This is a genomic window from Kitasatospora sp. MAP12-44 (assembly GCF_029892095.1).
In the GTDB taxonomy this organism is placed as follows: Bacteria; Actinomycetota; Actinomycetes; order Streptomycetales; family Streptomycetaceae; genus Kitasatospora.
In genome coordinates this window covers 6,521,774-6,543,704 of sequence record NZ_JARZAE010000004.1, presented here as the reverse complement: position 1 = coordinate 6,543,704, position 21,931 = coordinate 6,521,774, and the positions used below count along the sequence as shown (strand labels likewise).

Genomic DNA, 21,931 nt, shown 5'->3' with positions numbered 1-21,931 from the left:
GAGGTCTGCCGTGGCGAACACCGACCACCCGAGCAGGGAACCGAACGAAGCCCTGATACGGATCTTCGAAGAGAGCGCAGCGAGCAAGAAGTCCCTGGCCCACAGCCTCAACAAGCTCTGTGAGCAGGCCGGATGCCCGCGCACGTATACCAACACCAGCATCTCGAACTGGATGACGCGCGGAATGATCCCCCAGCCGCCCGTCCCCCGGCTCCTTGCACAGGTCCTCACCGCGCGACTCGGCCGTACGGTGAGCATCGCCGACATCGGCATGAGTTCGTCCGGTACAACGCATGCTGACATGGGACTTGAGTTCCCGCGAGAACCAGGCGATGCGGTGCGCACCGCCGCCGAGTACTGGAGCGCCGTGAAACGCCGGACCTTCACCAGCACCACAGCCGCGTTCGCCATCGCCGCGTACGCCACCCCGGTCACCCGCTGGCTCATCAGCCCCGCCGACCAGATCCTTCCGACCCTGGCCGGGCGCCGCGTCGGGCAGGCCGACATCGACGAGCTGCGCGAGATCGCCGAGGACGCCCGCTGCTGGGATGCCCGCTACGGCGGCGGGAACTGGAAGCTGTCCTCCGTCAACGACTGCCTCCACCTGCGCGCTGCCCCGCTGCTGCACGGAAGCTACAGCGAGGCAGTCGGCCGGCAGCTGTTCACGGTGACCGCAGAGCTGTCGCGCCTGGCCGGGTGGAGCGCCTTCGACATGGGCCACCACGACACCGCGCAGCGGTACTTCATCCAGGGCCTGCGGATGGCCAAGGCCGGCGCCGACCGGGAGTCGGGCTGCTACGTCCTCACCACGATGGCGCTCCAGTCCCTGATCAGGGGCTTCCCGAACGAGGCCATCGACATGGCGCAGGGCGCCTTCAACAGCGCCCGCCACGTCGCCGCAGAGCGGGTGCTGTCGTTTGCAAAACTTGCCGAAGCCAGGGCCCATGCGAAAGCCGGCAACGGGCCGGCGGCGGAGCGCACCCTGCGCGAAAGCGAGGACCTCCTGGCCGCCGTCCGCAACGATGGCAGTGACCCGGCCTGGCTTGAGTACTACACGCCGGCCCGTCTCGCGTCGGACGCCGTCGAGATCTACAGGGACCTGGGCAAGCCGCGCAAGGCACTCGAATGGAGCGGGCACGCCGACGCGATGCCCTCCGGCCGCTTCACCCGCGCCACCGGCATCCGCTTGTCCGTCGCCAGCACAGCCCACCTCCAGCAGGGCGACCTCGACCGGGGCCTAGAGGTCGGCCACCGCGCGCTGGCCATCCTGGGCGGCGTGGAGTCCGCCCGCGCCCACGACTACCTGCGGCGCTTCGTCACCGACCTCGCCCCCTGGCGCAACGAGACCCGCGTGACCGAGTTCATCCAGCTCACCCCCCGTGCTGTCCGGATGAGCACCTGAACGCCCTCAGCGACGCCCGCGCAACCCCCGATCAACCGCTGGTCCTAGTACCGCTCGACGACGTACCCGCCGTCGCGGGTGAAGCCAGTCACGGCGCGCCCCTCCGCCATCAGCTCGCCGAGCGCCGCTCGCAGGGCGTGGCGCCACTGCCGCGCCCCCTGCGGATCGCTCAGCCGCAGCGTCTCGATGTCGGGCGGGACGCCGACCAGGACGAGCTCGCCGTCGAGCCGTCCGGCGACGGGCCGCCCGTCCGGCCCGGCCGCCAGGCCGACCACCGGCTGCCGGTGCCGCGCGGACAGGTCGACGGTGTGCGGGTGGCCCGCGCAGGCCCGGGTGACCCGCTCGCCCGCCAACTCCCAGCGGACCAGCAGCCGATCGGACTCCACGCCCGCGTTCAGCCCGTCGCGCATGACGCCGTAGAAGTTCCGCAGGTACTCCCCCGGCACCGCCCCCAGCTTGGCGAGGTTGAAGTACGCATTGCGGCCGACCAGCGGGTCGTACGTCCAGGTGACGGTGGTCAGCGAGCGGGCCAGCGCCCACGCACGCTGGTGGAGCTTGAGGGCGTAGCCGATGCTGCGGCCCCGGGTGCCGTTCTCGACGGCGGCCATGTGCGAGTGCAGGCCGACCGTGGCGAGCAGGCCGACGCACGCGCCGACCATCCGGTCGCCCTGGTAGACGCCGACCACGTAGCTGCCGGTGTGGGAGAAGACCAGCAGCAGCTCGGAGGTCATCAGCGAGGTGTCGGCGTCGGGTCGCCAGACGCGGTCGAACAGCCGACAGGCCTCCTCCATCGGGCCGAGGTCGTGCAGCTCCCGGATGGTCACACCGGCGTCGAGCGCGGCCCGCTCCGCTGCGGCTTGGGCGAGGTGGCTCATGACGAGGTGGCTCATGAGGGGACCGTCCTTCCACCGCTTCCACCAGTGTGCGAATCCGCCAGTGTGGCAGAGCCACCCCCGAGCAGTCAGCGGGTTCCCCGGGACGGGTGCGCCATACGCTGCGAGATCGAGCCATCACATCTGGTTACCGCCGGTAGCGGCCGGACGGCGGCGGAGAGCCGTACCAAATAGGATGAACGCGGGCTTCAGGGCGTGCCCGGTCGATCTGTGCCGGACGCGACCTGGCCCGACGCATCTCGGAGGGCCGATGACCAGACGCCGACCCACCCGACCCGCGAGCGCCGACGACCTGCTGAGCGAACTCGGACGGCTGACCGCCCAGGCACTGGAGCGGGCCGAGCTCCAGCAGGCCCGGGTGGAGCTGGCCGAGGCACTGCAACGCGAGCTGCTGCCGGGTGCGCTGCCCGAGCTGTCGGGCCTGCGCACCGCGGCCCGCTACGCGCCGGCCCGGCACGGACTGGCGATCGGCGGCGACTGGTTCGACGGCTTCTGGCTGCCGGACGGCTCGCTCGGCTTCTCGATCGGTGACGTGCAGGGGCACGACGTCGAGGCGGCCGCCTTCATGGGGCAGGTCCGGATCGGCCTGCGGGCCGTCGCCGGCGCCGCCGGCGACCCGGGCGAGGTGCTGGGCCGCGCCAACGAGCTGCTGCTCTCGATGGACACCCCGCTCTTCGCGACCTGCACCTACCTGCATTTCGACCCGGTCAGCTGGGAGCTCAGCTACGCCCGGGCCGGCCACGTCCCCGCGATCTGGGCCACCGCCGACGGCCAGTGCGGCGTCACCCAGGACGAGGGCGGCCTGCCGCTGGGGGTGATGACCGGCGAGGGGTACCCGGTGGAGCACCACAGCCTGCCCACCGCCGGCGCGTTCGTGCTGCTCACGGACGGCGTGATCGAGGGCCCGTCGTTCCCGATCGAGGCCGGTCTTGAGGCGGCGGCCAAGGTGGTGCTCGCCGGGGTCGACGCCGACCCGGGCGAGCTGGCCGGCGAGGTGATCAAGGTGGCCGACCTCACCGGCCACGCCGACGACGCCGCCGTACTCGTACTGCGCCATGACGCGCCCCCCGACGTACCTCCCGACGTACCCCCTGACGCACCCACTGACATACGCACCGACACACCCACCGACGCACCCACCGCGCCCGCAGAGCCGGTATGACTGAGCGTGTCACCGGCCGCGTCCGACACCGGACGTTGTCTGATGGCTGCTGTGCTGCGCAACGAGCAAGTCCGACGTCTCGCCACGGCCGGCCTGCAGATCCTCGCGGTCGCCGCCGCCTACCTCGCCGGCGGGCGGCTCGGCCTGCTGCAGCAGGTGGTGGTCGCCGGCGCCAAGGTCACCCCGCTCTGGCCGCCCACCGGCATCGCACTCGCCTGCCTGCTGCTGCTCGGCCTGCGGATCTGGCCCGGGATCGCGCTCGGCGCCCTCCTCGTCATCATCACGCTCGGGCCGCTGCACCCCGCCAGCTTCGCCATCGTCGCGGGCAACACCCTCGCGCCGGTCTGCGCCTGTCTGCTGCTGCGCCGGGTGCACTTCGACGTCGCGCTGGAACGGCTGCGCGACGGAGTGGCGCTGGTCTTCCTCGGCGCGCTGGGCGGCATGCTGATCAGCTCGACGATCGGCACCGCCGCGCTGCTGCTCGACGACACGGTACCGCTCAGCGCCTTCTGGCAGACCTGGTCGCCCTGGTGGACCGGCGACGCGATGGGCGTACTGCTGGTCACGCCCCTGCTGCTGACGCTGTACTCGGCCGTACGGCAACCACCCGAGGACATCGGCCCGCTGCAGTACGCCGAGCTGGCGGGCCTGCTGATCGCCACCGCCACCGTCACCGTGCTGGTCACCAGCACCGTGCTCGACCTGCTCTTCCTGGTCTTCCCGATCCTCATCTGGGCTGCCCTGCGCTTCGAGCTGGTCGGCGGGACTCCCTGCGCCCTGCTGATGTCGGTGCTCACCATCGTGGCGGCGACCGATCACCGCGGGCCGTTCGAACACCACGGCTATGTCGCGGTGATGGTGATCCTGCAAGCGCTGAACGGCTCCGCGGCGCTCTCCACCCTGCTGCTGGCCGCGGTCGTCGCGGAGCGCAAGAGCACCTACCGCAGAATCCAGGACGCCTGCATCGCGCTGGCCGAAGTGGTCGCCCGGCTGGCCCCCGCCGAGGACCCGCCGCGGCGGACTCCGGAGGACGGTTAGCCCCCGGTTAGCCCCCGGTCGGCCGAGGTCGGCCAAAAGCGGGCCTCGACGCGGGATCAATGCGCGATCAAAGCATGATCCAAGCATCATCCCAGCGCGATCAAATGGTTGACAATCGGTCAGGAAGTCGGCGGTAGTACGACGATCGCGGTGAGGATCAGTCCGTCCCGCACCAGCCAGCGGCCGGAGAAGCCGGTCAGTTTTCTGCCGTGGACCTCGATGCCCGGCACCAGCAGCCGGGCCGCGAAGGTGCCCTGCTCGGGGTCGGCGGTGATCAGGGCGTCCTCGAAGTCCAGCCAGGAGTGGGCGAGCGGGAACCAGGCCTTGTAGACCGACTCCTTGGCGCTGAACAGCAGGCGGTCCCAGCAGATCTCCGGCTCCGCGATGCCGAGGTCGCGCACCCACACCTGCTCTCCGGGCAGCGCCACGGACTCCAGCACGCCCGGGGAGAGCTTCAGGTTGGGCTCGGCGTCGATGCCGATCGAGGTGACCTCGCCGACCCTGCCCAGCACCGCGCCCCGGTACCCGGCGCAGTGGGTGATGCTGCCGACGACGCCGTCCGGCCAGTGCGGTTCGCCGCGCAGACCGGACACCACGGGCGACGGCGGCAGCCCCAGCGCGGCCATCGCCCGGCGGGCGCAGACCCGGGCCGTGGTGTATTCCGACCGGCGTTTCGCAACGGCCTGGAATATCGCCTCCTCCTCGTCCGGGAAAAGGAATGCATTCGGATCGTCCTCGCGGGCTTCGGCGGACACCACGGACGGCCCGAGAATTGTCTCGATCATCAGGTACCTCGGGCTGGGAAATGAGGAAATTGAAGATGAATAGCAATCACCCGATCACCGTACCGCTCCTTCCGGGAGACCGGAACAATGCGGCCGCAATCAGCCGGGTCGGTCCTGTCCGAACTGGGGCAATAGGAGTTCGGCAGGGGTTGAGAAATCCCCGTGCGGTGCCGAATGCTGGAGTGGCGAGGGGCGGAACAACAGAAGAGGACGGGCAGCATGACGGCGAGGCGGCTGGGCACGACAGGACCGATGACCTCGAGGTTCGGCCTGGGCTGTCTGCCGCTGGGCGGAGCGTACGGGCCGGTCGACCCGGCTGACGCCGTCCGGCTGATCCAACTGGCACTGGACTCCGGCGTGGTGCTGCTCGACGCGGCGGACGGGTCCGCGCGCGGTGAGGTGCAGCAGATCGTCGGCCGGGCGGTGGCGGCCCGCCGCGACCAGGTCACCATCGCCGCGCACAGCCGGCCGGTCGGCGGCGCGGGGCAGGGCGAGGACGGGCCGAACGCTGCGGTGGAGGGGCTGGACGCCGCGCTGCGCCGGCTGAACGTCGACCATGTCGATCTCTACTACCTGCACCCCGGCGGCTCGTTGGTGCCGATCGAGGAGCGGATCGGTCTGCTGGTCGGGCTGGTGGAGGCGGGCAAGGTCCGCCACCTGGGGGTGGGCGGGGTGACCGGCGAGCAGCTGGTCCGGGCGCACCAGGTCCACCCGATCACCGCGCTCGCGGTCGAGTACTCGCTGTGGCAGCGGCAGGTGGAGCGCGAGCGGCTGCCGATCGCCCGGCGGCTGGGCATCAGCGTGGTCGCCGCGCAGCCGCTCGCCCGGGGCTTGCTGACCGGCCGGGTCAGCGCGCCGGAACGCCTGCTCCGCACCGATCGCCGTCCGGACGACCCTCGGCACAGCGACCCTCGGCACAGCGACCCGCGGCGGCACAGCGACCCGCGGTTCTTCGCGGCGCGGCTGGCCGAGTTGGAGCGGGCGGCGGCGCAGCTGGACGTCGGAGCGGGCCGGCTGGCGCTGGCCTGGCTGCTCAGCCGGGGCGAGGACATCGTGCCGGTACCGGGCACCAGGGACCCGGTGCACCTGGAGATGAACCTCTCGGCGGCGGCGCTGCGGCTCACCCCGGAGACCAGCGAGCAGCTGGCGTCACTGTTCGACGACACGTCGGCCGACCCGGCCGACGCGCACGAATCGGCTGACGCACACGAGTCTGCCGACTCCGCGCAGCCGCTCAGGGAGCCGGAAAGCGACGCACCTGGTGATCCCGCTTCGAGGTGATCAGCGAGGAGGCGATCGCCTTGTTCACCGCGTCGATCCTGGAGACCGCGCCGAGCTTGACGAACACATTGCTCAGATGCCGCTTGACGGTGGCCTCGGTGATCGCAAGGCGGGTGGAGATCTGACTGTTGCTCAGTGCGTCAGCCACCAGCTCCAGGATCTCCAACTCGCGGGCGGAGAGCACCCCTTCGGTGACCTGCTGCATCTGCGCCAGGCTGTCCCGGGAGACCGCGAGCACCATCCCGTCCGGCCCGTTGCGGACGCTGCGGATCGCCGAGAGCAGCTGCTGGCGGTCCACGCTCTTCAGCAGGTAGCCGCGGATCCCGGCGGAGATCAGCCGGCGCAGCAGCTGCGGCCCGTCGTACATGCTGAGCATGATGATCTGCGAGCGGGGGACGAGCGCGCGCAGCTGGCGCACGGTGTCGACGGGCTCGCCGCCGGGGAGTTCGACATCGAGCAGGATGATGTCCGGGGAGTGGCGCCGGGCCTCGGTTATCGCGTCGGAGCTGGTGGCGGCCTCGCTGACGACCACGATGTCGTCGTGCGACTCCAGGATCTCGCGCACCCCGGCGCGGACCAGGGTGTGGTCGTCCACCAGCAGGACGGTGATCTTGCTGTCAGGCGGATTCATTGGCGAACCGTTCTGTGAGGCGTAGCCAGAGGTCGACCCGGGTACCGGCGCCGATGCGGCTGGTGATGGTCACCCGGCCGCCCAGCAGCTCGGCGCGTTCGAGCATCGAGGCCACCCCGACGCCGTCGGAGACCGGCGGGCCGAGCGGGTCGAAGCCGCAGCCGTCGTCCTCGACCGAGGCCCGCAGCTCGTGCGGGGTGATGTCGACGTTGATCAGCAGCATCGACGCGCCGCTGTGGCGCAGCGTGTTGCGGGCCGCCTCACGCAGGATCAGGAAGGCCTCGTCCAGGATCTCCGGCGGTGCCCAGCTCTCGTCGCCGTTCACCCGCAGCCGGACCGGCAGCTCCTCGCTGGCCACCGTGCCCAGGTAGTTGAGCAGCGCGTCCTCCAGGCTCTTCAGCGGTTCCTGCGCGTGCAGCCCGGAGGTGACGGCCCGCAGGTGGTGCATCGACTCGCGGATCGCCTGCTGCGCGCTCTCGACCTTCTCGGAGGCCTTGGCCGGCTCGGTGTCACGGTAGATGTTGTAGAGCTCCAGCTGGTGGTGGCTGACGCTGATGCCGTGGCCGATCCGGTCGTGCAGGTCCCGGGCGATGCGCCGGCGCTCGTCGATCTGCGCCTCGCGTACCCGGTTGAGCAGGACGCCGTTGTAGCTCGACACCGATTCGCGCACCCGCAGCGCGATGCTCTGCTCCAGCGTCAGGGCCGCCACCGTGAACGCGTCCAGGGACTCGGGCCTGGGGCCGACCAGGTCGGTCAGTGCCGCGAGCGCGGTGCGGAAGAAGATCGAGGCGGCCTCCAGCGACTCCTGCGGGTGGACCCCGGCGGTGGCCCTGGTGGCTCCGATGTCCCAGGCGATCAGTTTGTACTTCTCGTTGACCTGGACCCGGCCCGCGTGCAGGGCGTTGACCATGTCACTGAGGATCTGTTCGGCGTTGGCCATCGCCTGCATGAGGGAATGCGGATCCTGGATGAGCAGGCTTCCGGCGGCCTTGAGATTCACTGCATAGGCGTTGAGGATATCCGGCCGATTCGCTTCCAATTGATCGGCCAGACAGTGAGCGTTCTCCCCCGATGCCCGCTCCGCGCGTGTCACCTACTCTTGCTCCCTCGCCAGTTCGGACCATCCTGCCCAAGCTAGCAGACGAGGTCCCGCACGGTCTCGACTCAATCACGCGCAGGTCGCGACCGGAGCCGTCGGTCCGGTATGTGATATAGCAGTCCGGCTTATCCGGCAATCAGTAGGAAAACGGTCCCGGCGAGAGCGAGATGAGCCAGGTGCTGCGTCCACATGAACGCGTGATAAGGGCGCCGGCCACCGCGGCGGCCGGTCGGCGCGGATCGGTCGAGACCGGTGGCCGACACCACCAGGGCGCCGAGCAGGACGGTCAGGGCGCAGCCGAGCAGGACGGTGTCGTAGCACGCGGCGATCAGCACGAAGGCCAGGCCGGTGCCGATCGCCACGATGGCGAGCAGCCGGCGGGCCCGGTACTCGCCGAGCACGATCGGCCAGGTGCGCCGGCCGACCAGCCGGTCCCCGTCGATGTCGGAGAACTCCTTGGCGATGCCGCCGACTCCGCCCATCCAGACGGACATCGCCCCGCCGAGCAGCAGCAGGCCGGTGCCGGCCCGGGCCCCGGCCGCGTCGCCACCGGCCATATAGGTCAGCAGGCCAAGACCCAGGCCGGCGCCGGTGCAGGTGTAGAAGGTCTGCTTCAGCGGGAACGGCCGCCCGGAGTACGCGTAGCCGATGGCCAGAAAGCCGGTGGACAACAGGCCCTGACGCTGGCCCAGCGACCAGGCGCAGGCCGTGCCGACGGCGGCGAAGCAGGCGATCAGCGCGAGTGCCGCCGCGACCGGCAGCCGTCCGGTGGCGATCGGCCTGGTGGACCCGTTCTTGCGGTCCTCCGCGCGGTCCGTCACGCCGTTGAAGGCGTAGATCGCCACCGTCGAGCAGAACCAGCCGAGTTCTCCGGTGGCAACGCGTTGCAGATCGGGCATATGCCGGAGCAGCGTCAGCGCCGAGCCGGCTGAATAGCGGAAAAAGAAAGCCAGTTGGACGGTCGGCCTGGCCTCGGCCAGACAGAGTCGGGTGTACCTGGCGATGGATCGCAGCATGTCTGTCCCCTCGAGTGGTCCCCCACCACTTTCGGGTCGAAGCCTACGAGCGCCGTCAAGAGGCGAACCGGGGTGCGCTAGGGGGCGATTGGGCCGGTCAGCGCCCATCACTACAACTTTCGGTGCACCGAATGGTCCCTTCGGTAGCCGGGGGGTGTACCAACCCGGGGGTTGCCCTTGTCTGGCATTCGAGCTGCTCTCTAGCGTGATGTGCAGCAGGTCGGCACGACCGGTTCGGACAGGTCTGGGAGCACCAGGGCCCCGTCCTCGCTCCAGCAGACTCCGTGATCCAGCAGCCCTGAAAGGCTTCGTGCGAGATGGCTTCCCGAGGAACCCGGCGTTACCAGCCGTTTGCACCGCTCTCCCTTCCGGACCGCAGCTGGCCGGACCGCAGCGTCAGCACCGCGCCGCGGTGGCTCTCCACCGATCTGCGGGACGGCAACCAGGCGCTCGTCAATCCGATGACGCCCGCCCGCAAGCTGGCGATGTTCGATCTGCTGGTCGAGATGGGCTACCAGGAGATCGAGGTCGGCTTCCCGGTGGCCAGCCAGGACGACTACGACTTCGTTCGGATGCTGATCGAGCAGGACCGGATTCCCGAGGACGTCAGGATCTCGGTCCTGGTCCCGGCCCGCGAGGAGCTGATCGAGCGCACCGCGCGCTGCCTGGTCGGCGCGCACAGCGCCACCCTGCACGTGTACAACGCCACCGCGCCGCTCTTCCGCGACCTGGTGCTGCGGGTGAGCCGGGACGAGTGCAAGGAGCTCGCGGTCCGCGGCACCCGGTGGATGATGAAGTACGCCGAGAAGTACCTGGGCGGCTGCGATCTCGGGTACCAGTACTCGCCTGAGCTGTTCAACGAGACCGAGCCGGAGTTCGCGGTCGAGGTGTGCGAGGCGGTGATGGACACCTGGGAGACCGGTCCGGATCGCCCCATTGTGCTCAATTTCCCCTCCACTGTGGAACGTTCGCTTCCGCATGTGTTCGCCGACCAGATCGAGTGGCTGGACCGCAACCTCTCCCGGCGCGACTACCGATGTCTGTCCATCCACCCGCACAACGACCGGGGCACCGGCGTGGCCAGCGCCGAACTGGCCATGCTGGCCGGGGCGCAGCGCATCGAGGGCTGCCTGTTCGGCAGCGGCGAACGGGCCGGCAACGTCTGCCTGGTGACCCTGGGGCTCAACCTGTACACCCAGGGCGTGGACCCGGGCATCGACTTCTCCGACATCGACCGGATCCGGCGCACGGTGGAGTTCTGCAACGAGATGCCGGTCTCGCCGCGCCACCCGTACGGCGGCTCGCTGGTCTACACCGCCTTCTCCGGCTCGCACCAGGACGCGATCAAGAAGGGCTTCGACGCGCTGGCCGTACAGGCCGCCGACGCGCGGCAGCCGATCGGCGAACTGCCGTGGCAGATGCCCTACCTGCCGATCGACCCGCAGGACGTCGGCCGGGACTACGAGGCCGTGGTGCGGATCAACAGCCAGTCCGGCAAGGGCGGGGTGGCGTACATCATGAGCGCCTGGCACGGGCTGCGGCTGCCCGTGGAGCTGCAGGTCGAGTTCGCCCGGGTCGTCCAGGCGGTCACCGACCGGACCGGCGACGAGCTCGCGCCGGACCGGATCAGGGCTATCTTCGAGGAGGAGTACCGGGTCGCCGCCGACTCGTCCCGGCCGCTGGGGGTGCGTCATGAACCTGTGCTCGCCGAGCTCTTCATCGAGGGTGAGCTGGACCTCGCCGACGAGGCGGTCCGCGAGCTCGGCACCACGCTGGCGCCCTGGGGCGTCGAGGTGCGGTCCGTCCACGGCACCGGCGCGGCGGGCGAGTTCAAGCGGGAGACCGCAGCGGTCTATGCCCGGTGCACGTTCGAGGATCAGTCGTTCTGGGGATTCGGTCTGCATCGGGACGTCCAGGCGGCCGCCTTCTCCGCGGTGCGCGCCGCAGCCGCCCGAGCCGGCCAGAGCGCCCCGGCCGAGGAAGCGGTCAGGGCCGCCTAGCGAGAGTCCAGCGCGTGGCGCGGCGCACGGGGGAACAGCGCGCGAATCACCACTTGAGCTGACGATGAAGGGAAAACGGGGATGATGCTGGTCGAGCGGGACACCGCGCTGTCGCTCCTGGCCGGAATGCTGGAGGAGTCGCTGCGTGGCCGGGGGCAGATCGCCCTGGTCAGCGGCACCGTGTCGGTGGGGAAGACCTCACTGCTGGACGTCTTCGCGGGGCGCGCCGCGGACCTGGGGGCGACGGCACTGACCGCCGTCGGCTCGGTCCCCGAGAGCGGGATCCCGCTCGGTGTCATGGGGCAGCTGCTGCACCGCGCACCGCTGACCGGCGAGGAGCGCGCCCGGGCCGAGCAGCTGCTCGCGACCGCCCTGCCCGGGCAGCCGCTTGAGCACACCGTGGTGCACGGGCTGTGCCTGCTGCTGCTCGGCCTCGCCGAACGCCAGCCGCTGGCCCTGGTGGTGGACGACGTGCACGACGCCGACCCCGCCTCGCTGGAGTGCCTGTCCTACCTCTCCCGCCGACTGCGCAGCGCCCACGTGATGGCGGTGTTCAGCCACGGCGACAAGCCCGCGCACCGGCACAGCGCGTTCCGCCTGGACCTGCTGCGCCAGCCCAACAGCCGCGGTGTACCGCTGGCGCTGCTCGGCTCGGCCGGCGTGGCGGAGCTGGCCGCCGAGCGGTTCGGCCCGGCCGCCGCGGCCGGGTTCGCCGACCAGTGCCACGCGGTCAGCGGCGGCAACCCGCTGCTGGTCCGCGCGCTCCTTGACGACCACGCCATCGCGGTCCGGGCGGGCGCGGCGCCGGACGTCCTGTCGGTGGGCGACGGCTTCGGTCAGGCCGTGCTGTCCTGCCTGCACCAGGGCGGACCCGCGCTGCTGCGGCTGGGCTACGGCCTGGCCGTACTCGGCGCGCCCGAATCGGTCGACCGGCTGCTCGGTCTGGAGAGCGGCGTGGTGGCGCTGACCCTCTTCCGGCTGAACGCGGCCGGCCTGCTGGAGGCCGGCAACTTCCGCCACCCGGTGGCCCGTTCCGCCGTCCTGATGAGCATGGAGCCCGACGAGCGCAGCGCGCTGCACCAGCGCGCGGCCGAACTCGCCCACGACGACGGCGCGCCCGCGCCGGTGATCGCCGAGCACCTGGTGGCGACCGGCGCGGCGGAGGCGGACTGGGCACTGCCCGTCCTGGAGGAGGCCGCCCACCTCGCGCTCGGCGAGGGCCGGGTCGGCGCCGCGATCGACTACCTCAAGCTGGCCTGCCGGGTCTGCGCCGACGAGCCCCGGCTGGCGCAGCTGCGGATGTCGCTGGTGCGGGCCGAGTGGCGGATCAACCCGGGCGCGCCGACCCCGCACCTGGCCGAGCTCACCGAGGCGCTGCACGAGGGCCACCTGCCGGGCAGCGACGCCATCGTGCTGGCCAAGGCCCTGCTCTGGCACGGCCGCTACCAGGACGCGAAGGACGTACTGGCCCGGCTCGGCGGCTCGGCCGCGGCGCAGGACCCGCAGACCGCCGCGGAGTTGCGCACCACCCGGCCGTGGATGCGCTGCAGCTACGCCCCGTTCCTGGAGCTGATGCCCGAACTGGACGAGGGCCAGGGGGTGGCCACCGCCCCGACCATGAAGGTCAGCCACCGGATGGACGCCGCCACCGTGCTGGACACCGTGCTCAGCGGCGGCCTCTCCGAGCCGGTGGTGGAGGAGGCCGAGCGGATCCTGCGCAGCTCCCGGCTGGACGAGATGGGCATGGACACCGTGGAGTCGGCCCTGCTGGCGCTGACCTTCGCCGAGCGGGCCGACCGGGCCGCGCCCTGGTGCGACGGCCTGATCCAGCAGGCGGTGGACCGCCAGTCCCCCGGGCGGCAGGCCCGGCTGTCCACCATCAGAGCGGAGATCAGCCTGCGCCAGGGCGAGTTGCCCGAAGCCGCGCGCTACGCCCAGCAGGCGCTGGAGATCATCCCGCCGAGCAGCTGGGGCGTCGCGGTCGGCGCCTCGCTGGCCAGCCTGCTCACCGCGCTGAGCGCGATGGGCCGCTACGACGAGGCGGTCGACCAGCTCAACCGGCCCGTCCCGGAGGCGATGCTGCAGAGCCGCTACGGGCTGCACTACCTGCGCGCCCGCGGCCGCCACCAGCTGTCGCTGGGTCAGTTCGACGCCGCACTCGGGGACTTCCAGGCCTGCGGCAAGCTGATGGGCCGCTGGGGTCTGGACGTGCCCGGGCTGATCGCCTGGCGCAGCGACTGCGCCGAGACGCTGCTGCTGGTGGGCGAGCGCGAGGAGGCCAGGCAGCTGGCCGAGGAGCAGCTGGAGCTCTGCACCCCCTCCTCGCTGCGCACCAAGGGCGTGGCGATGCGCCTGCTGGCCGGCACCTACGAGCTGCGCCAGCGCCCGGCGCTGCTGCGCAAGTCGGTCGACATCCTGCGGGAGTCCAGGGACCGCTACGAGGAGGCGCAGGCGCTGACCGACCTGACCCGGGCGTACCACGACCTGGGCGAGCTGCGCCGGGCCCGGCTCAGTGGCCGCCGGGCCTGGGAACTCGCCCAGGAGTGCCAGGCGTTGCCGCTCACCCGGATCCTGGGCGCCGAGCTCGGCCAGCGCGGCGGCGAGTCGGGCGCGGACGACGAGGCGGGCCTGTCCGGCACCGAGCTGGTGCTCAGCGACGCCGAGCGCCGGGTGGCCGAGCTCGCCGTGCAGGGCTACACCAACCGGGAGATCGCCACCCGGCTGTACGTCACGGTCAGCACCGTGGAGCAGCACCTGACCCGCGCCTACCGCAAGCTCAACGTCGGTCGGCGCAGTGACCTGCCCGCGGCGCTCGGGGCCAGGTAACCAGAATCGACCGGCACCTGCTGAGCGGCGTTGCGACGCTCGGCGGGTGCCGGTTGCCCGGTCCCCCCGGAGATCCCGATCCCCTCGGAGATCCCAATCCGCTCGGTGATGCCGGTCCGCTCGGTGATGCCCAGCCGCTCGGTGATGGTGGCGAGCACCGCGGGCAGCTGCTCGGTCAGATAGAAGTGACCGCCGGGGAGCACCTGCAGCTCGAAGTCCGCCGAGGTGTGCTCGGACCAGCGGCAGGCCTCCTCGACGCTGACCTTGGGGTCCCGGTCGCCGGTGAGGACGGTGATCGGGCAGCTGAGCGGCGCGCCGGCCCGGTAGCGGTGCGTCTCCACCGCCCGGTAGTCGGCGCGCAGCACCGGCAGCAGCAGGCGCATCAGCTCCTCGTCGTCGAGCAGTTGGGCGGCGGTGCCGTCCATGGACCGCAGGTCGGCGAGCAGACGGTCGTCGGGCAGCAGGTGGGTGCGGCCGCGCTCGGGCAGGCACGGCGGGCGGCGACCGGAGACCAGGAGCTGACGCAGCCGCACGCCATGGGTCTCCAGCCGCCGGGCGACCTCGAAGGCGAGGACGGCGCCCATGCTGTGCCCGAACAGCGCGAGCGGCAGGTCGGTCCAGGGCAGCAGCGCCGCGCAGATCCGCCCGGCGAGGGTGTCCAGGTCGTCCAACGGGGCCTCGGCGTGCCGGTCCTGGCGGCCGGGGTACTGAACCGCGAGGACGTCCACGGCGGGAGAGAGAGCGCGGGAGGCCGGGACGTAGAAGCTCGCCGAGCCGCCGGCGTGCGGCAGGCAGACCAGCCGGACCTCAGCGCCGGGAGCCGGATGGAAACGCCTGATCCACAGATCAGGACTGGTCGGTTCGGTCATGTCCGTATTCCTTTCCAGGGTACCGACCAGCGAATCTGACAGGGCGCCCGAGTGCGCCGCAACCCCTAGTGGCAAGTCCGTGCCATTGCGCCCTATTGGAGGGCCGGACGGGCCACGCTAGGGGTTATTTCCGTTCCGCGGTCCAAATAGGGTGGATTACCGTGAACACAATCATCGAAACTGTTCTGTCCGAGGAAGCCGTCGCCGCGGATTTCGCCGCGCTTCCGGTGCCGGAGAGCTATCGCGGCTGCGTCGTCCGAAAAGAGGACGTCGGCATGTTCGACGGCATGGCGAGCCGGGACAAGGACCCGCGCAAGTCACTGCGGGTCGATGATGTCGCCACCCCGGAGCTGGGCCCGGGCGAGGCGCTGGTCGCCGTGCTGGCCAGTTCCATCAACTACAACACGGTCTGGAGCTCGATCTTCGAGCCGGTGCCCACCTTCGGCTTCCTGGAACGCTACGGCCGCAGCGGCCTGCCCGGCGCCGCGCAGCACGACCGGCCGTACCACGTGCTCGGCTCGGACCTCTCCGGCGTGGTGCTGCGCACCGGCCCGGGCGTGCGGCGCTGGCAGCCCGGCGACCAGGTGGTGGCGCACTGCCTCTCGGTGGAGCTGGAGTCCCCCGACGGGCACGACGACAGCATGCTCGACCCCGAGCAGCGGATCTGGGGCTACGAGACCAACTTCGGCGGCCTCGCCGAGCTCGCCGTCGTCAAGACGAACCAGCTGATGCCCAAGCCGGCCCACCTGACCTGGGAGGAGGCGGCCTGCTCCGGGCTGGTCAACTCGACCGCCTACCGCCAGCTGGTCTCCCGCAACGGCGCCGGGATGAAGCAGGGCGACGTGGTGCTGATCTGGGGCGCGGCCGGCGGGCTCGGCTCGTACGCCACCCAGCTGGCGCTGAACGGCGGCGCGGTGCCGATCTGCGTGGTGTCCAGCCCGCAGAAGGCCGAGCTGGTCAAGTCGATGGGCGCGCCGCTGGTGATCGACCGGGCCGCCGAGGACTACCGGTTCTGGCGGGACGCCGAGACCCAGGACCCGCGCGAGTGGCGCCGGCTCGGCGCCAAGATCAGGGAGCTGACCGGCGGCGAGGACCCGGACATCGTGCTGGAGCACCCGGGCCGCGAGACCTTCGGCGCCAGCGTCTACGTCGCCCGGCGCGGCGGGACGGTGGTGACCTGCGCCTCCACCTCCGGCTTCCAGCACCAGTACGACAACCGCTACCTGTGGATGAACCTCAAGCGCATCGTCGGCACCCACTTCGCCAACTACCGCGAGGCGTGGGAGGCCAACCGGCTGATCTCCCGCGGCATGGTGCACCCGACGCTGTCCATCGCGTACCCGCTGGACGAGGTCGGCCAGGCCGCCTCCGACGTGCACGACAACCGGCACAGCGGCAAGGTCGGCGTGCTCTGCCTGGCCCCGACCGAGGGCCTGGGCGTGCGGGACCACGAGCTGCGCGAGCAGCACCTGCCGGCGATCAACAGGTTCCGCAGCCTCTAGGGCGCGCGGCCACGACGAAAGGTATGGAAACGATGGAGCACAACCGGAGCGTGATCGGGGTCGTCGGCCTGGGCACGGTGGGCGAGGCGCTGCTCGGGCTGGCGGCCACCGCCGGCCACCGCGTGATCGGGGTCGACTGCGACCCCGGCGTGCTGGAGCGGGTCGCCCGGCGCACCGCCGCCGCACAGGCCGGCGCCGAGGCGACGGCGGGCACGGTGCTGACGGCCGAGCGGACCGTCACCCTGACGTCCGACCTGGCCGAGCTGGCCGCCGCCGACGTGGTGTTCGAGGCCGTACCCGACCGGCGGGAGACCAAGATCGAGGTGCTGCGGCGGATCAACGAGAGCTGCGGGCCGGCCACCCCGACGGTCACCACCACCTCGACCCTGGCCGTCCCCTACCTGGCGATAGCCGCCGGCAGCCCCGCGCACACCGTGGGACTGCGGCTCTTCCTGCCGCCGGGCGGCGTCGGCAAGGTCGAGCTGACCGGGACCGCCGCCACCGACCCCGGGTGCCTGGCCGAGGTCCGGGCGCTGGTGGCAGGACTCGGCCTGACCGAGGCGAGCGTGGGCGCCCGGCCCGGCGACGCCGCCATGGCGCTGGTGTACGGCTACCTGAACCGCGCCGTCGACCTGTACGAGCAGGGCTACGCCGACGCGGTGGACATCGACGCCGCGATGCGGCTCGGCTGCGGACTGCCGTACGGACCGCTGGAGCTGCTGGACCTGATCGGCCTGGACACCGCGCACGAGGTGCTGACCGACCTGCACCACTCGGTCGGCGCGGCCGCCTTCGCACCCGCGCCGCTGCTCACCCGGATGGTCGAGGCCGGCCTGCTGGGCCGCAAGTCCGAGGCGGGCTTCCACCGCTACGACGCGCTCGGCGCGCGGGTCGAGCAGGCCGCGGACGGGGCCGACGCGGCCGCGCCGTGCGACCTGCGCCGGATCGGGGTGCTGGGCTCCGGCACGATGGCCCGCGGCATCGCCGAGGTGGTGGCTGCCGCGGGCTTCAGCACAGTGCTGGTGGCCCGCAGCCAGCAGAAGGCCGACGCGGCGCTCGGCGCCATCGGCGACTCGCTGCTGCGCGGCGTGCGGCGCGGCCGGATCAGCCCGGACGGCAAGGCGCAGACCCTGGAGCGGCTGGCGGGCACCGCGGACCTGGCCGCGCTGGGCGACTGCGACCTGGTGATCGAGGCCGTCGCCGAGGACCTCGCGGTGAAGCGGGAGCTGTTCGGGCGCCTGGACGCGGTCTGCCGGCCCGGCGCCGTGCTGGCCACCACCACCTCCAGCCTCTCGGTCGCGGACTGCGCCGAGGCGACCGTGCGCCGCCGCGACGTGCTGGGGCTGCACTTCTTCAACCCGGCCCCGGTCATGCGGCTGGTCGAGGTGGTCCGTACCGAGTCGACCGACCAGGCCGCGCTGGCCGTCGCGCACGCCTTCTGCGCCCGGCTGGGCAAGACCGGCGTCGACTGCCCGGACCGGGCCGGCTTCATCGTCAACTACCTGCTCTTCCCCTACCTGGGCAGCGCGGTGCGGATGCTCGACCAGCACGACGTGGGCGTCGCGGAGCTGGACGCGGCGGTGGAGCTGGGCTTCGGCTACCCGATGGGCCCGTTCGCCCTGCTGGACGCCATCGGGCTGGATGTCTCGCTGGCCATCCAGCACCGGCTGCACGAGGAGTTCCCGACGCCGGAGTTCGCCCCCGCCGTGCTGCTGGAGCAGCTGGTGAAGCTCGGGCACCTCGGGCGCAAGACCGGTCTCGGCTTCAAGGCCGTGCCGCCGCGCAACGAGGTGCTGGCCGGCTGAGCGGTCGACCCGCGCTCAGCACAGACGGAAGGCTCAACACACACGGAAGCGGGCCCCGGATCTCGTCCGGGGCCCGCTTCCGTCTGCCGGTGGTCACGTGCGGGCGGGCTCGCCCTTGGCGGGCTGCGCCACGGCGACCGGAGCGACCGGGGCGGCCGGAGCAGCCTTGGCGGCGCCGGGCAGCCAGCGGTACGCGATGAAGGCCGCGGCCAGCGAGACCGCGGTGAGGGTGAGCATGGTGACCTGCATGCCGTCCAGGTAGGCCTGGGTCGCCCGGGTGGTCAGCGCGGCCACCTGACCGGGCTGCAGTCCGGCCTGGGTGATGGCGTGCATGGTGGCGCCGAGCGAGGAGGCCGCCTGGTCGCGGACGTCGGCCGGCAGCACGTCGATCGCGCTGCCGAGCGAGGAGCGGTAGCTGACCGCGAGCAGGCTGCCGATAATCGCGACGCCGAGCGCGCCGGCCACCTGGCGGACCGTCTGGGAGACGGCCTGACCCGCGCCGGCCTTGACCATCGGGACATCGGACATCAGCGCGGCCGTGGCGGGCGCGACCATGCTGCCCCAGCCGAGACCGAACAGCACCTGGGCCAGGACGATCAGCGGCATCCCGGTGGACTTGTCCATCTGGCTGAAGCCGGCGAAGGCCACCGCGATGGCCAGAGCCCCGCCGCCGACCACCGGGCCGGCGCCGAAGCGTGCGGCCATCTTGGCGGAGCGGAAGGACATCAGCCAGGAGCCGAGGCCCATCGGCAGCATCAGCATGCCGGCGGTGAACGGCGAGTAGCCGTGCACCCCCTGGAAGTACAGCGCGGTGATGAAGAACGCGCCGAGCACCGCGAAGAACGCCAGAGCCAGCGCGAAGGTGCCCGCCGAGTAGCGGACGCTGCGCAGGAAGCTCAGGTCGAGCGCGGGGTGCTTGATCCGGCTCTCCACCTTGACCAGCAGGGCGACCAGCGCCAGGCCCAGCACGATCGGGCCCGCGGTGGCCAGGCTCAGCCAGTCGTCGTGGTCGCCGCCCCGGACGATGCCGTACACCAGGGTGCCGACGGCCAGCACCGAGATCAGCACGCCGAGCGGGTCGAAGCTGTTGTTGTTGGGGTTGCGGGACTCCGGCACCAGCCAGATGATCAGCGCCACCGCCGCCAGGATCACCGGCGCGTTGACCAGGAAGACCGAGCCCCACCAGAGCACCTCGAGCAGCATGCCGCCGATCACCGGACCGACCGCCAGGGCGATCCCGGCCGCACCGGCCCACCAGCCGATCGCGCGCGGGCGCTCGGCGGGCGGGAAGACGTTGATCAGGATCGCCAGCGACACCGACGGCACCAGTGCCGCGCCGACGCCCATCAGGCTGCGCCAGAGGATCAGCTCACCGATCGACGTCGAGGAGGCGGCCAGCGCCGAGGAGGCGCCGAACAGAATCAGGCCGGCCAGCAGGGTCTTCTTGCGGCCGAAGCGGTCGGCCGAGACGCCGCCGGTGAAGATGAAGGCCGCGAAGGTGATCAGATACGAGTCCATCGACCACTCGAGCCCGGCACTGGACGCGTGCAGTTCGCGCTGGATGGTCTCCAGGGCGACGTTCTGAATCGTCAGGTCCATGACCACGACGAGGCCGGTCAGGGCAAGCAGGACCAGGATCGCCTGGCGGCGCCCCTGGCCGATTTCCGTTTGCATATTCACTCCACATCAGTGGGAAAGCAGGGTGGACCGCACATAATCCTGCCCATTCCGGTCGTGCGCGGTAAGTCGGAAACACCCCTAGAAAGGCATTCAGGGGTACCCGCCGAACTGGGGTCGGTCAAGGGTTGTCCGCGCGCGCGGGGGCTGGGACGCTCTTCAACGCAGGACGCATTCGTCTGGATTTTCGAGCAGTACGAGTTGGGAGATTTCCATGCACGTCATCAGGCAGACCGAGGAGCGCACCATCACCACCCCGGCGGCCGTCACCGCCTCGCTGGCAGGCCCGAGCCAGGGCAGCGACGAGGTGAGCACCTGGCGGGTCGAGATGAACGAGGGCTCCGAGTCGCCGTTGCACGTGATCACTCGCGACCAGGTGTGGATGGTCATCGGCGGGGCGTTCGAGTTCGACGTCGAGGGCGAGAGCGCCAAGGTCGTCGAGGGCGAGTGCGTCGTGGTCAAGGGCGAGATCCCCCGGCAGTTCCGGGTGCTCGAGGGTCCCGGCCGGGCGCTCGTCGCCATGCTTCCGGACGGCCAGGCCGGCGCCCCGGGCAGCGATGTCCGCCAGCCGCTGCCCTGGGCCAAGTAGTCCACTGGGGGTGGCCGCCGGCGCAGTTGCCTGCGTCGGCGGCCACCCGCGCGCGTATCCGAACAGACCTGAAGACCTGAAGACCTGACAGACCACCATGGGGGTAGCACCATGACCGACACGGCGCCGATCGAAACGTCCTTCCCGACCTTCCCGATGGCCAGGAAATGCCCGTACTCCCCGCCGGCCGAGTACGCGGGGCTGCGGGAGACCGAGCCGGTCAGCAAGGTCACCCTGCCGACCGGCGCCACCGCCTGGGTGGTCGCCAACCACACCCTGGTACGGCAGATCCTGGCCGACCCGCGGGTCAGCTCCGACCGGACGCTGCCCGGCTGCCCCCGGCTGATCCAGGTGCCGCCGCAGGCGCTGCGCCCGTCCTCCACCCCGCTGATCGCGCTCGACCCGCCGGAGCACACCACCCACCGGCGCATGGTCACCAACGAGTTCACCCTCAAGCGGATCCAGGGCATGCGCCCGCGCATCCAGGAGCTCGTGGACGCGCGGATCGACGAGATGCTGCAGTCCGGCGGCAGCGCCGACCTGGTGCCGGCGCTGGCCGTGCCGGTGCCCGCGATGGTGATCTGCGAGCTGCTGGGCGTCGACTACGAGGAGCGCGACACCTTCACCCGGATCAGCGAGGTGCTGGTACGGCAGGGCAGCACGCCGCCCGAGATCGGCGCCGCCATGGGCGAGATCCGGGCCTTCCTCGCCAAGTTGGTCGCCGACAAGGAGAAGGCCCCCGAGCAGGACCTGATCAGCCGACTGATCGTCAAGTACAAGGAGAGCGGGACCTACGACGCCGAGCGGGTGATCAGCACCGCGATGGTGCTGCTGAACGCTGGCCACGAGACCACCACCAGCATGATCGCGCTGGGCGCGGTCGCCCTGCTGGAGCACCCCGAGCAGCTCGCCGAGATCCAGGCGGACCCGTCGCTGGTCCCGCAGGCCGTCGAGGAGCTGCTGCGCTACTTCAGCATCGCCGACCTGGTCACCTTCCGCACCGCCACCGAGGACATCGCCCTCGGCGACGTGGTCATCAAGGCCGGCGAGGGCCTGATAGCCCTCGGCGCGGCCGCCAACCACGACCCGCAGCAGTTCCCGAACGCGGACATCCTGGACATCCACCGCAACGCCCGCCAGCACGTCGCGTTCGGCTACGGCGTCCACCAGTGCATCGGCCAGAACCTGGCCCGCCTGGAGCTGGAGATCGTCTTCACCACCCTGTTCTCCCGCCTCCCCGGCCTGAAGCTGGCCACCCCGGTCACCGAACTCCCGTACAAGCACCAGGGCCTGCTCTTCGGCATCCACTCCGTCCCCGTCACCTGGTGACGACAGCTCAGACCTCTGCAGCACCCC

The 21,931-nt window shown here is 71.3% G+C and carries 17 protein-coding genes; 10 read left to right on the top strand and 7 right to left on the bottom strand.

Annotation, left to right across the window (positions count from 1 at the left end; all coding sequences use genetic code 11):
- The first annotated feature begins 10 nt into the window (after positions 1–10).
- Positions 11–1,402, top strand: coding sequence for a sporulation protein (locus P3T34_RS29805; protein WP_280669118.1), 1,392 nt, complete (start codon positions 11–13; stop codon positions 1,400–1,402).
- Positions 1,403–1,446: 44 nt separating this feature from the next.
- Here P3T34_RS29805 and P3T34_RS29800 read toward each other — a convergent pair whose 3' ends face one another.
- Positions 1,447–2,292 (bottom strand): GNAT family N-acetyltransferase, encoded by an 846-nt coding sequence (locus tag P3T34_RS29800; RefSeq protein WP_280669117.1) that lies wholly within the window; start codon positions 2,290–2,292, stop codon positions 1,447–1,449.
- Between the two features lie 253 nt (positions 2,293–2,545).
- Here P3T34_RS29800 and P3T34_RS29795 point away from each other — a divergent pair, with 253 nt between their 5' ends.
- Both P3T34_RS29795 and P3T34_RS29790 read left to right on the top strand, forming a co-directional pair.
- Positions 2,546–3,457 (top strand): PP2C family protein-serine/threonine phosphatase, encoded by a 912-nt coding sequence (locus P3T34_RS29795; RefSeq protein ID WP_280669116.1) that lies wholly within the window; start codon positions 2,546–2,548, stop codon positions 3,455–3,457.
- Positions 3,458–3,499: 42 nt separating this feature from the next.
- The gene (locus P3T34_RS29790) at positions 3,500–4,495 is read left to right on the top strand and encodes an MASE1 domain-containing protein (RefSeq protein ID WP_280669115.1); all 996 of its coding nucleotides are present in this window, start codon (positions 3,500–3,502) and stop codon (positions 4,493–4,495) included.
- Positions 4,496–4,614: 119 nt separating this feature from the next.
- Here the strand turns inward: P3T34_RS29790 and P3T34_RS29785 are convergent, their stop codons facing one another.
- Entirely contained in the window at positions 4,615–5,280 is a 666-nt protein-coding gene (locus tag P3T34_RS29785) for a 4'-phosphopantetheinyl transferase superfamily protein (RefSeq protein ID WP_280669114.1), read from the bottom strand.
- A 252-nt stretch (positions 5,281–5,532) separates the two neighbouring features.
- Here P3T34_RS29785 and P3T34_RS29780 point away from each other — a divergent pair, with 252 nt between their 5' ends.
- Complete coding sequence (locus tag P3T34_RS29780) at positions 5,533–6,561, top strand: aldo/keto reductase (RefSeq protein ID WP_280669113.1); 1,029 nt, start codon at positions 5,533–5,535, stop codon at positions 6,559–6,561.
- Here the strand turns inward: P3T34_RS29780 and P3T34_RS29775 are convergent.
- The 3 genes from P3T34_RS29775 to P3T34_RS29765 all read right to left on the bottom strand — a co-directional run bounded on the left by P3T34_RS29775 (position 6,515) and on the right by P3T34_RS29765 (position 9,307).
- Positions 6,515–7,192, bottom strand: coding sequence for a response regulator transcription factor (locus P3T34_RS29775; RefSeq protein ID WP_280669112.1), 678 nt, complete (start codon positions 7,190–7,192; stop codon positions 6,515–6,517). The genes P3T34_RS29780 and P3T34_RS29775 overlap by 47 nt on opposite strands.
- A complete protein-coding gene (locus P3T34_RS29770) occupies positions 7,179–8,192 on the bottom strand; it encodes a histidine kinase (protein ID WP_280669111.1) in 1,014 nt (337 codons plus the stop codon). The genes P3T34_RS29775 and P3T34_RS29770 overlap by 14 nt, the downstream gene beginning before the upstream one ends.
- Positions 8,193–8,416: 224 nt before the next feature.
- On the bottom strand, positions 8,417–9,307 hold the full coding sequence (locus tag P3T34_RS29765; protein WP_280669110.1) for a UbiA family prenyltransferase: 891 nt from the start codon (positions 9,305–9,307) through the stop codon (positions 8,417–8,419).
- A 317-nt stretch (positions 9,308–9,624) separates the two neighbouring features.
- Here P3T34_RS29765 and P3T34_RS29760 point away from each other — a divergent pair, with 317 nt between their 5' ends.
- Both P3T34_RS29760 and P3T34_RS29755 read left to right on the top strand, forming a co-directional pair.
- The gene (locus P3T34_RS29760; protein WP_280669109.1) at positions 9,625–11,307 is read left to right on the top strand and encodes a 2-isopropylmalate synthase; all 1,683 of its coding nucleotides are present in this window, start codon (positions 9,625–9,627) and stop codon (positions 11,305–11,307) included.
- Positions 11,308–11,388: 81 nt separating this feature from the next.
- On the top strand, positions 11,389–14,133 hold the full coding sequence (locus P3T34_RS29755) for a helix-turn-helix transcriptional regulator (RefSeq protein WP_280669108.1): 2,745 nt from the start codon (positions 11,389–11,391) through the stop codon (positions 14,131–14,133).
- Here the strand turns inward: P3T34_RS29755 and P3T34_RS29750 are convergent.
- The gene (locus P3T34_RS29750) at positions 14,073–15,002 is read right to left on the bottom strand and encodes an alpha/beta fold hydrolase (RefSeq protein ID WP_348534708.1); all 930 of its coding nucleotides are present in this window, start codon (positions 15,000–15,002) and stop codon (positions 14,073–14,075) included. The genes P3T34_RS29755 and P3T34_RS29750 overlap by 61 nt on opposite strands.
- Before the next feature lie 161 nt (positions 15,003–15,163).
- On the opposite strand from P3T34_RS29750, the gene ccrA reads away from it, so the two are divergent.
- Together ccrA and P3T34_RS29740 are read left to right on the top strand one after the other, a co-directional pair.
- Positions 15,164–16,504, top strand: coding sequence for a crotonyl-CoA carboxylase/reductase (ccrA, locus tag P3T34_RS29745; RefSeq protein WP_280669107.1), 1,341 nt, complete (start codon positions 15,164–15,166; stop codon positions 16,502–16,504).
- Positions 16,505–16,536: 32 nt separating this feature from the next.
- Positions 16,537–18,309 (top strand): 3-hydroxyacyl-CoA dehydrogenase family protein, encoded by a 1,773-nt coding sequence (locus tag P3T34_RS29740; RefSeq protein ID WP_280669106.1) that lies wholly within the window; start codon positions 16,537–16,539, stop codon positions 18,307–18,309.
- Positions 18,310–18,402: 93 nt separating this feature from the next.
- Here the strand turns inward: P3T34_RS29740 and P3T34_RS29735 are convergent, their stop codons facing one another.
- Entirely contained in the window at positions 18,403–19,983 is a 1,581-nt protein-coding gene (locus P3T34_RS29735; RefSeq protein WP_280669105.1) for an MFS transporter, read from the bottom strand.
- Positions 19,984–20,200: 217 nt separating this feature from the next.
- Between P3T34_RS29735 and P3T34_RS29730 the strand changes: the two genes are divergently transcribed.
- Complete coding sequence (locus tag P3T34_RS29730; RefSeq protein ID WP_280669104.1) at positions 20,201–20,575, top strand: cupin; 375 nt, start codon at positions 20,201–20,203, stop codon at positions 20,573–20,575.
- 111 nt (positions 20,576–20,686) lie between these two features.
- Positions 20,687–21,904 (top strand): cytochrome P450, encoded by a 1,218-nt coding sequence (locus P3T34_RS29725; RefSeq protein WP_280669103.1) that lies wholly within the window; start codon positions 20,687–20,689, stop codon positions 21,902–21,904.
- Positions 21,905–21,931 lie beyond the last annotated feature (27 nt).

Coding starts and splice junctions, on each gene's coding strand:
- P3T34_RS29765 (WP_280669110.1), bottom strand. CDS start 9,307: ATGCTGCGATCCATCGCCAGGTACACCCGACTCTGTCTGGCCGAGGCC.
- P3T34_RS29780 (WP_280669113.1), top strand. CDS start 5,533: ATGACCTCGAGGTTCGGCCTGGGCTGTCTGCCGCTGGGCGGAGCGTAC.
- P3T34_RS29760 (WP_280669109.1), top strand. CDS start 9,625: ATGGCTTCCCGAGGAACCCGGCGTTACCAGCCGTTTGCACCGCTCTCC.
- P3T34_RS29785 (WP_280669114.1), bottom strand. CDS start 5,280: ATGATCGAGACAATTCTCGGGCCGTCCGTGGTGTCCGCCGAAGCCCGC.
- P3T34_RS29755 (WP_280669108.1), top strand. CDS start 11,389: ATGATGCTGGTCGAGCGGGACACCGCGCTGTCGCTCCTGGCCGGAATG.
- P3T34_RS29795 (WP_280669116.1), top strand. CDS start 2,546: ATGACCAGACGCCGACCCACCCGACCCGCGAGCGCCGACGACCTGCTG.
- P3T34_RS29750 (WP_348534708.1), bottom strand. CDS start 15,002: ATGACCGAACCGACCAGTCCTGATCTGTGGATCAGGCGTTTCCATCCG.
- P3T34_RS29775 (WP_280669112.1), bottom strand. CDS start 7,192: ATGAATCCGCCTGACAGCAAGATCACCGTCCTGCTGGTGGACGACCAC.
- P3T34_RS29740 (WP_280669106.1), top strand. CDS start 16,537: ATGGAGCACAACCGGAGCGTGATCGGGGTCGTCGGCCTGGGCACGGTG.
- P3T34_RS29790 (WP_280669115.1), top strand. CDS start 3,500: ATGGCTGCTGTGCTGCGCAACGAGCAAGTCCGACGTCTCGCCACGGCC.
- P3T34_RS29800 (WP_280669117.1), bottom strand. CDS start 2,292: ATGAGCCACCTCGTCATGAGCCACCTCGCCCAAGCCGCAGCGGAGCGG.
- P3T34_RS29730 (WP_280669104.1), top strand. CDS start 20,201: ATGCACGTCATCAGGCAGACCGAGGAGCGCACCATCACCACCCCGGCG.
- P3T34_RS29735 (WP_280669105.1), bottom strand. CDS start 19,983: ATGCAAACGGAAATCGGCCAGGGGCGCCGCCAGGCGATCCTGGTCCTG.
- P3T34_RS29725 (WP_280669103.1), top strand. CDS start 20,687: ATGACCGACACGGCGCCGATCGAAACGTCCTTCCCGACCTTCCCGATG.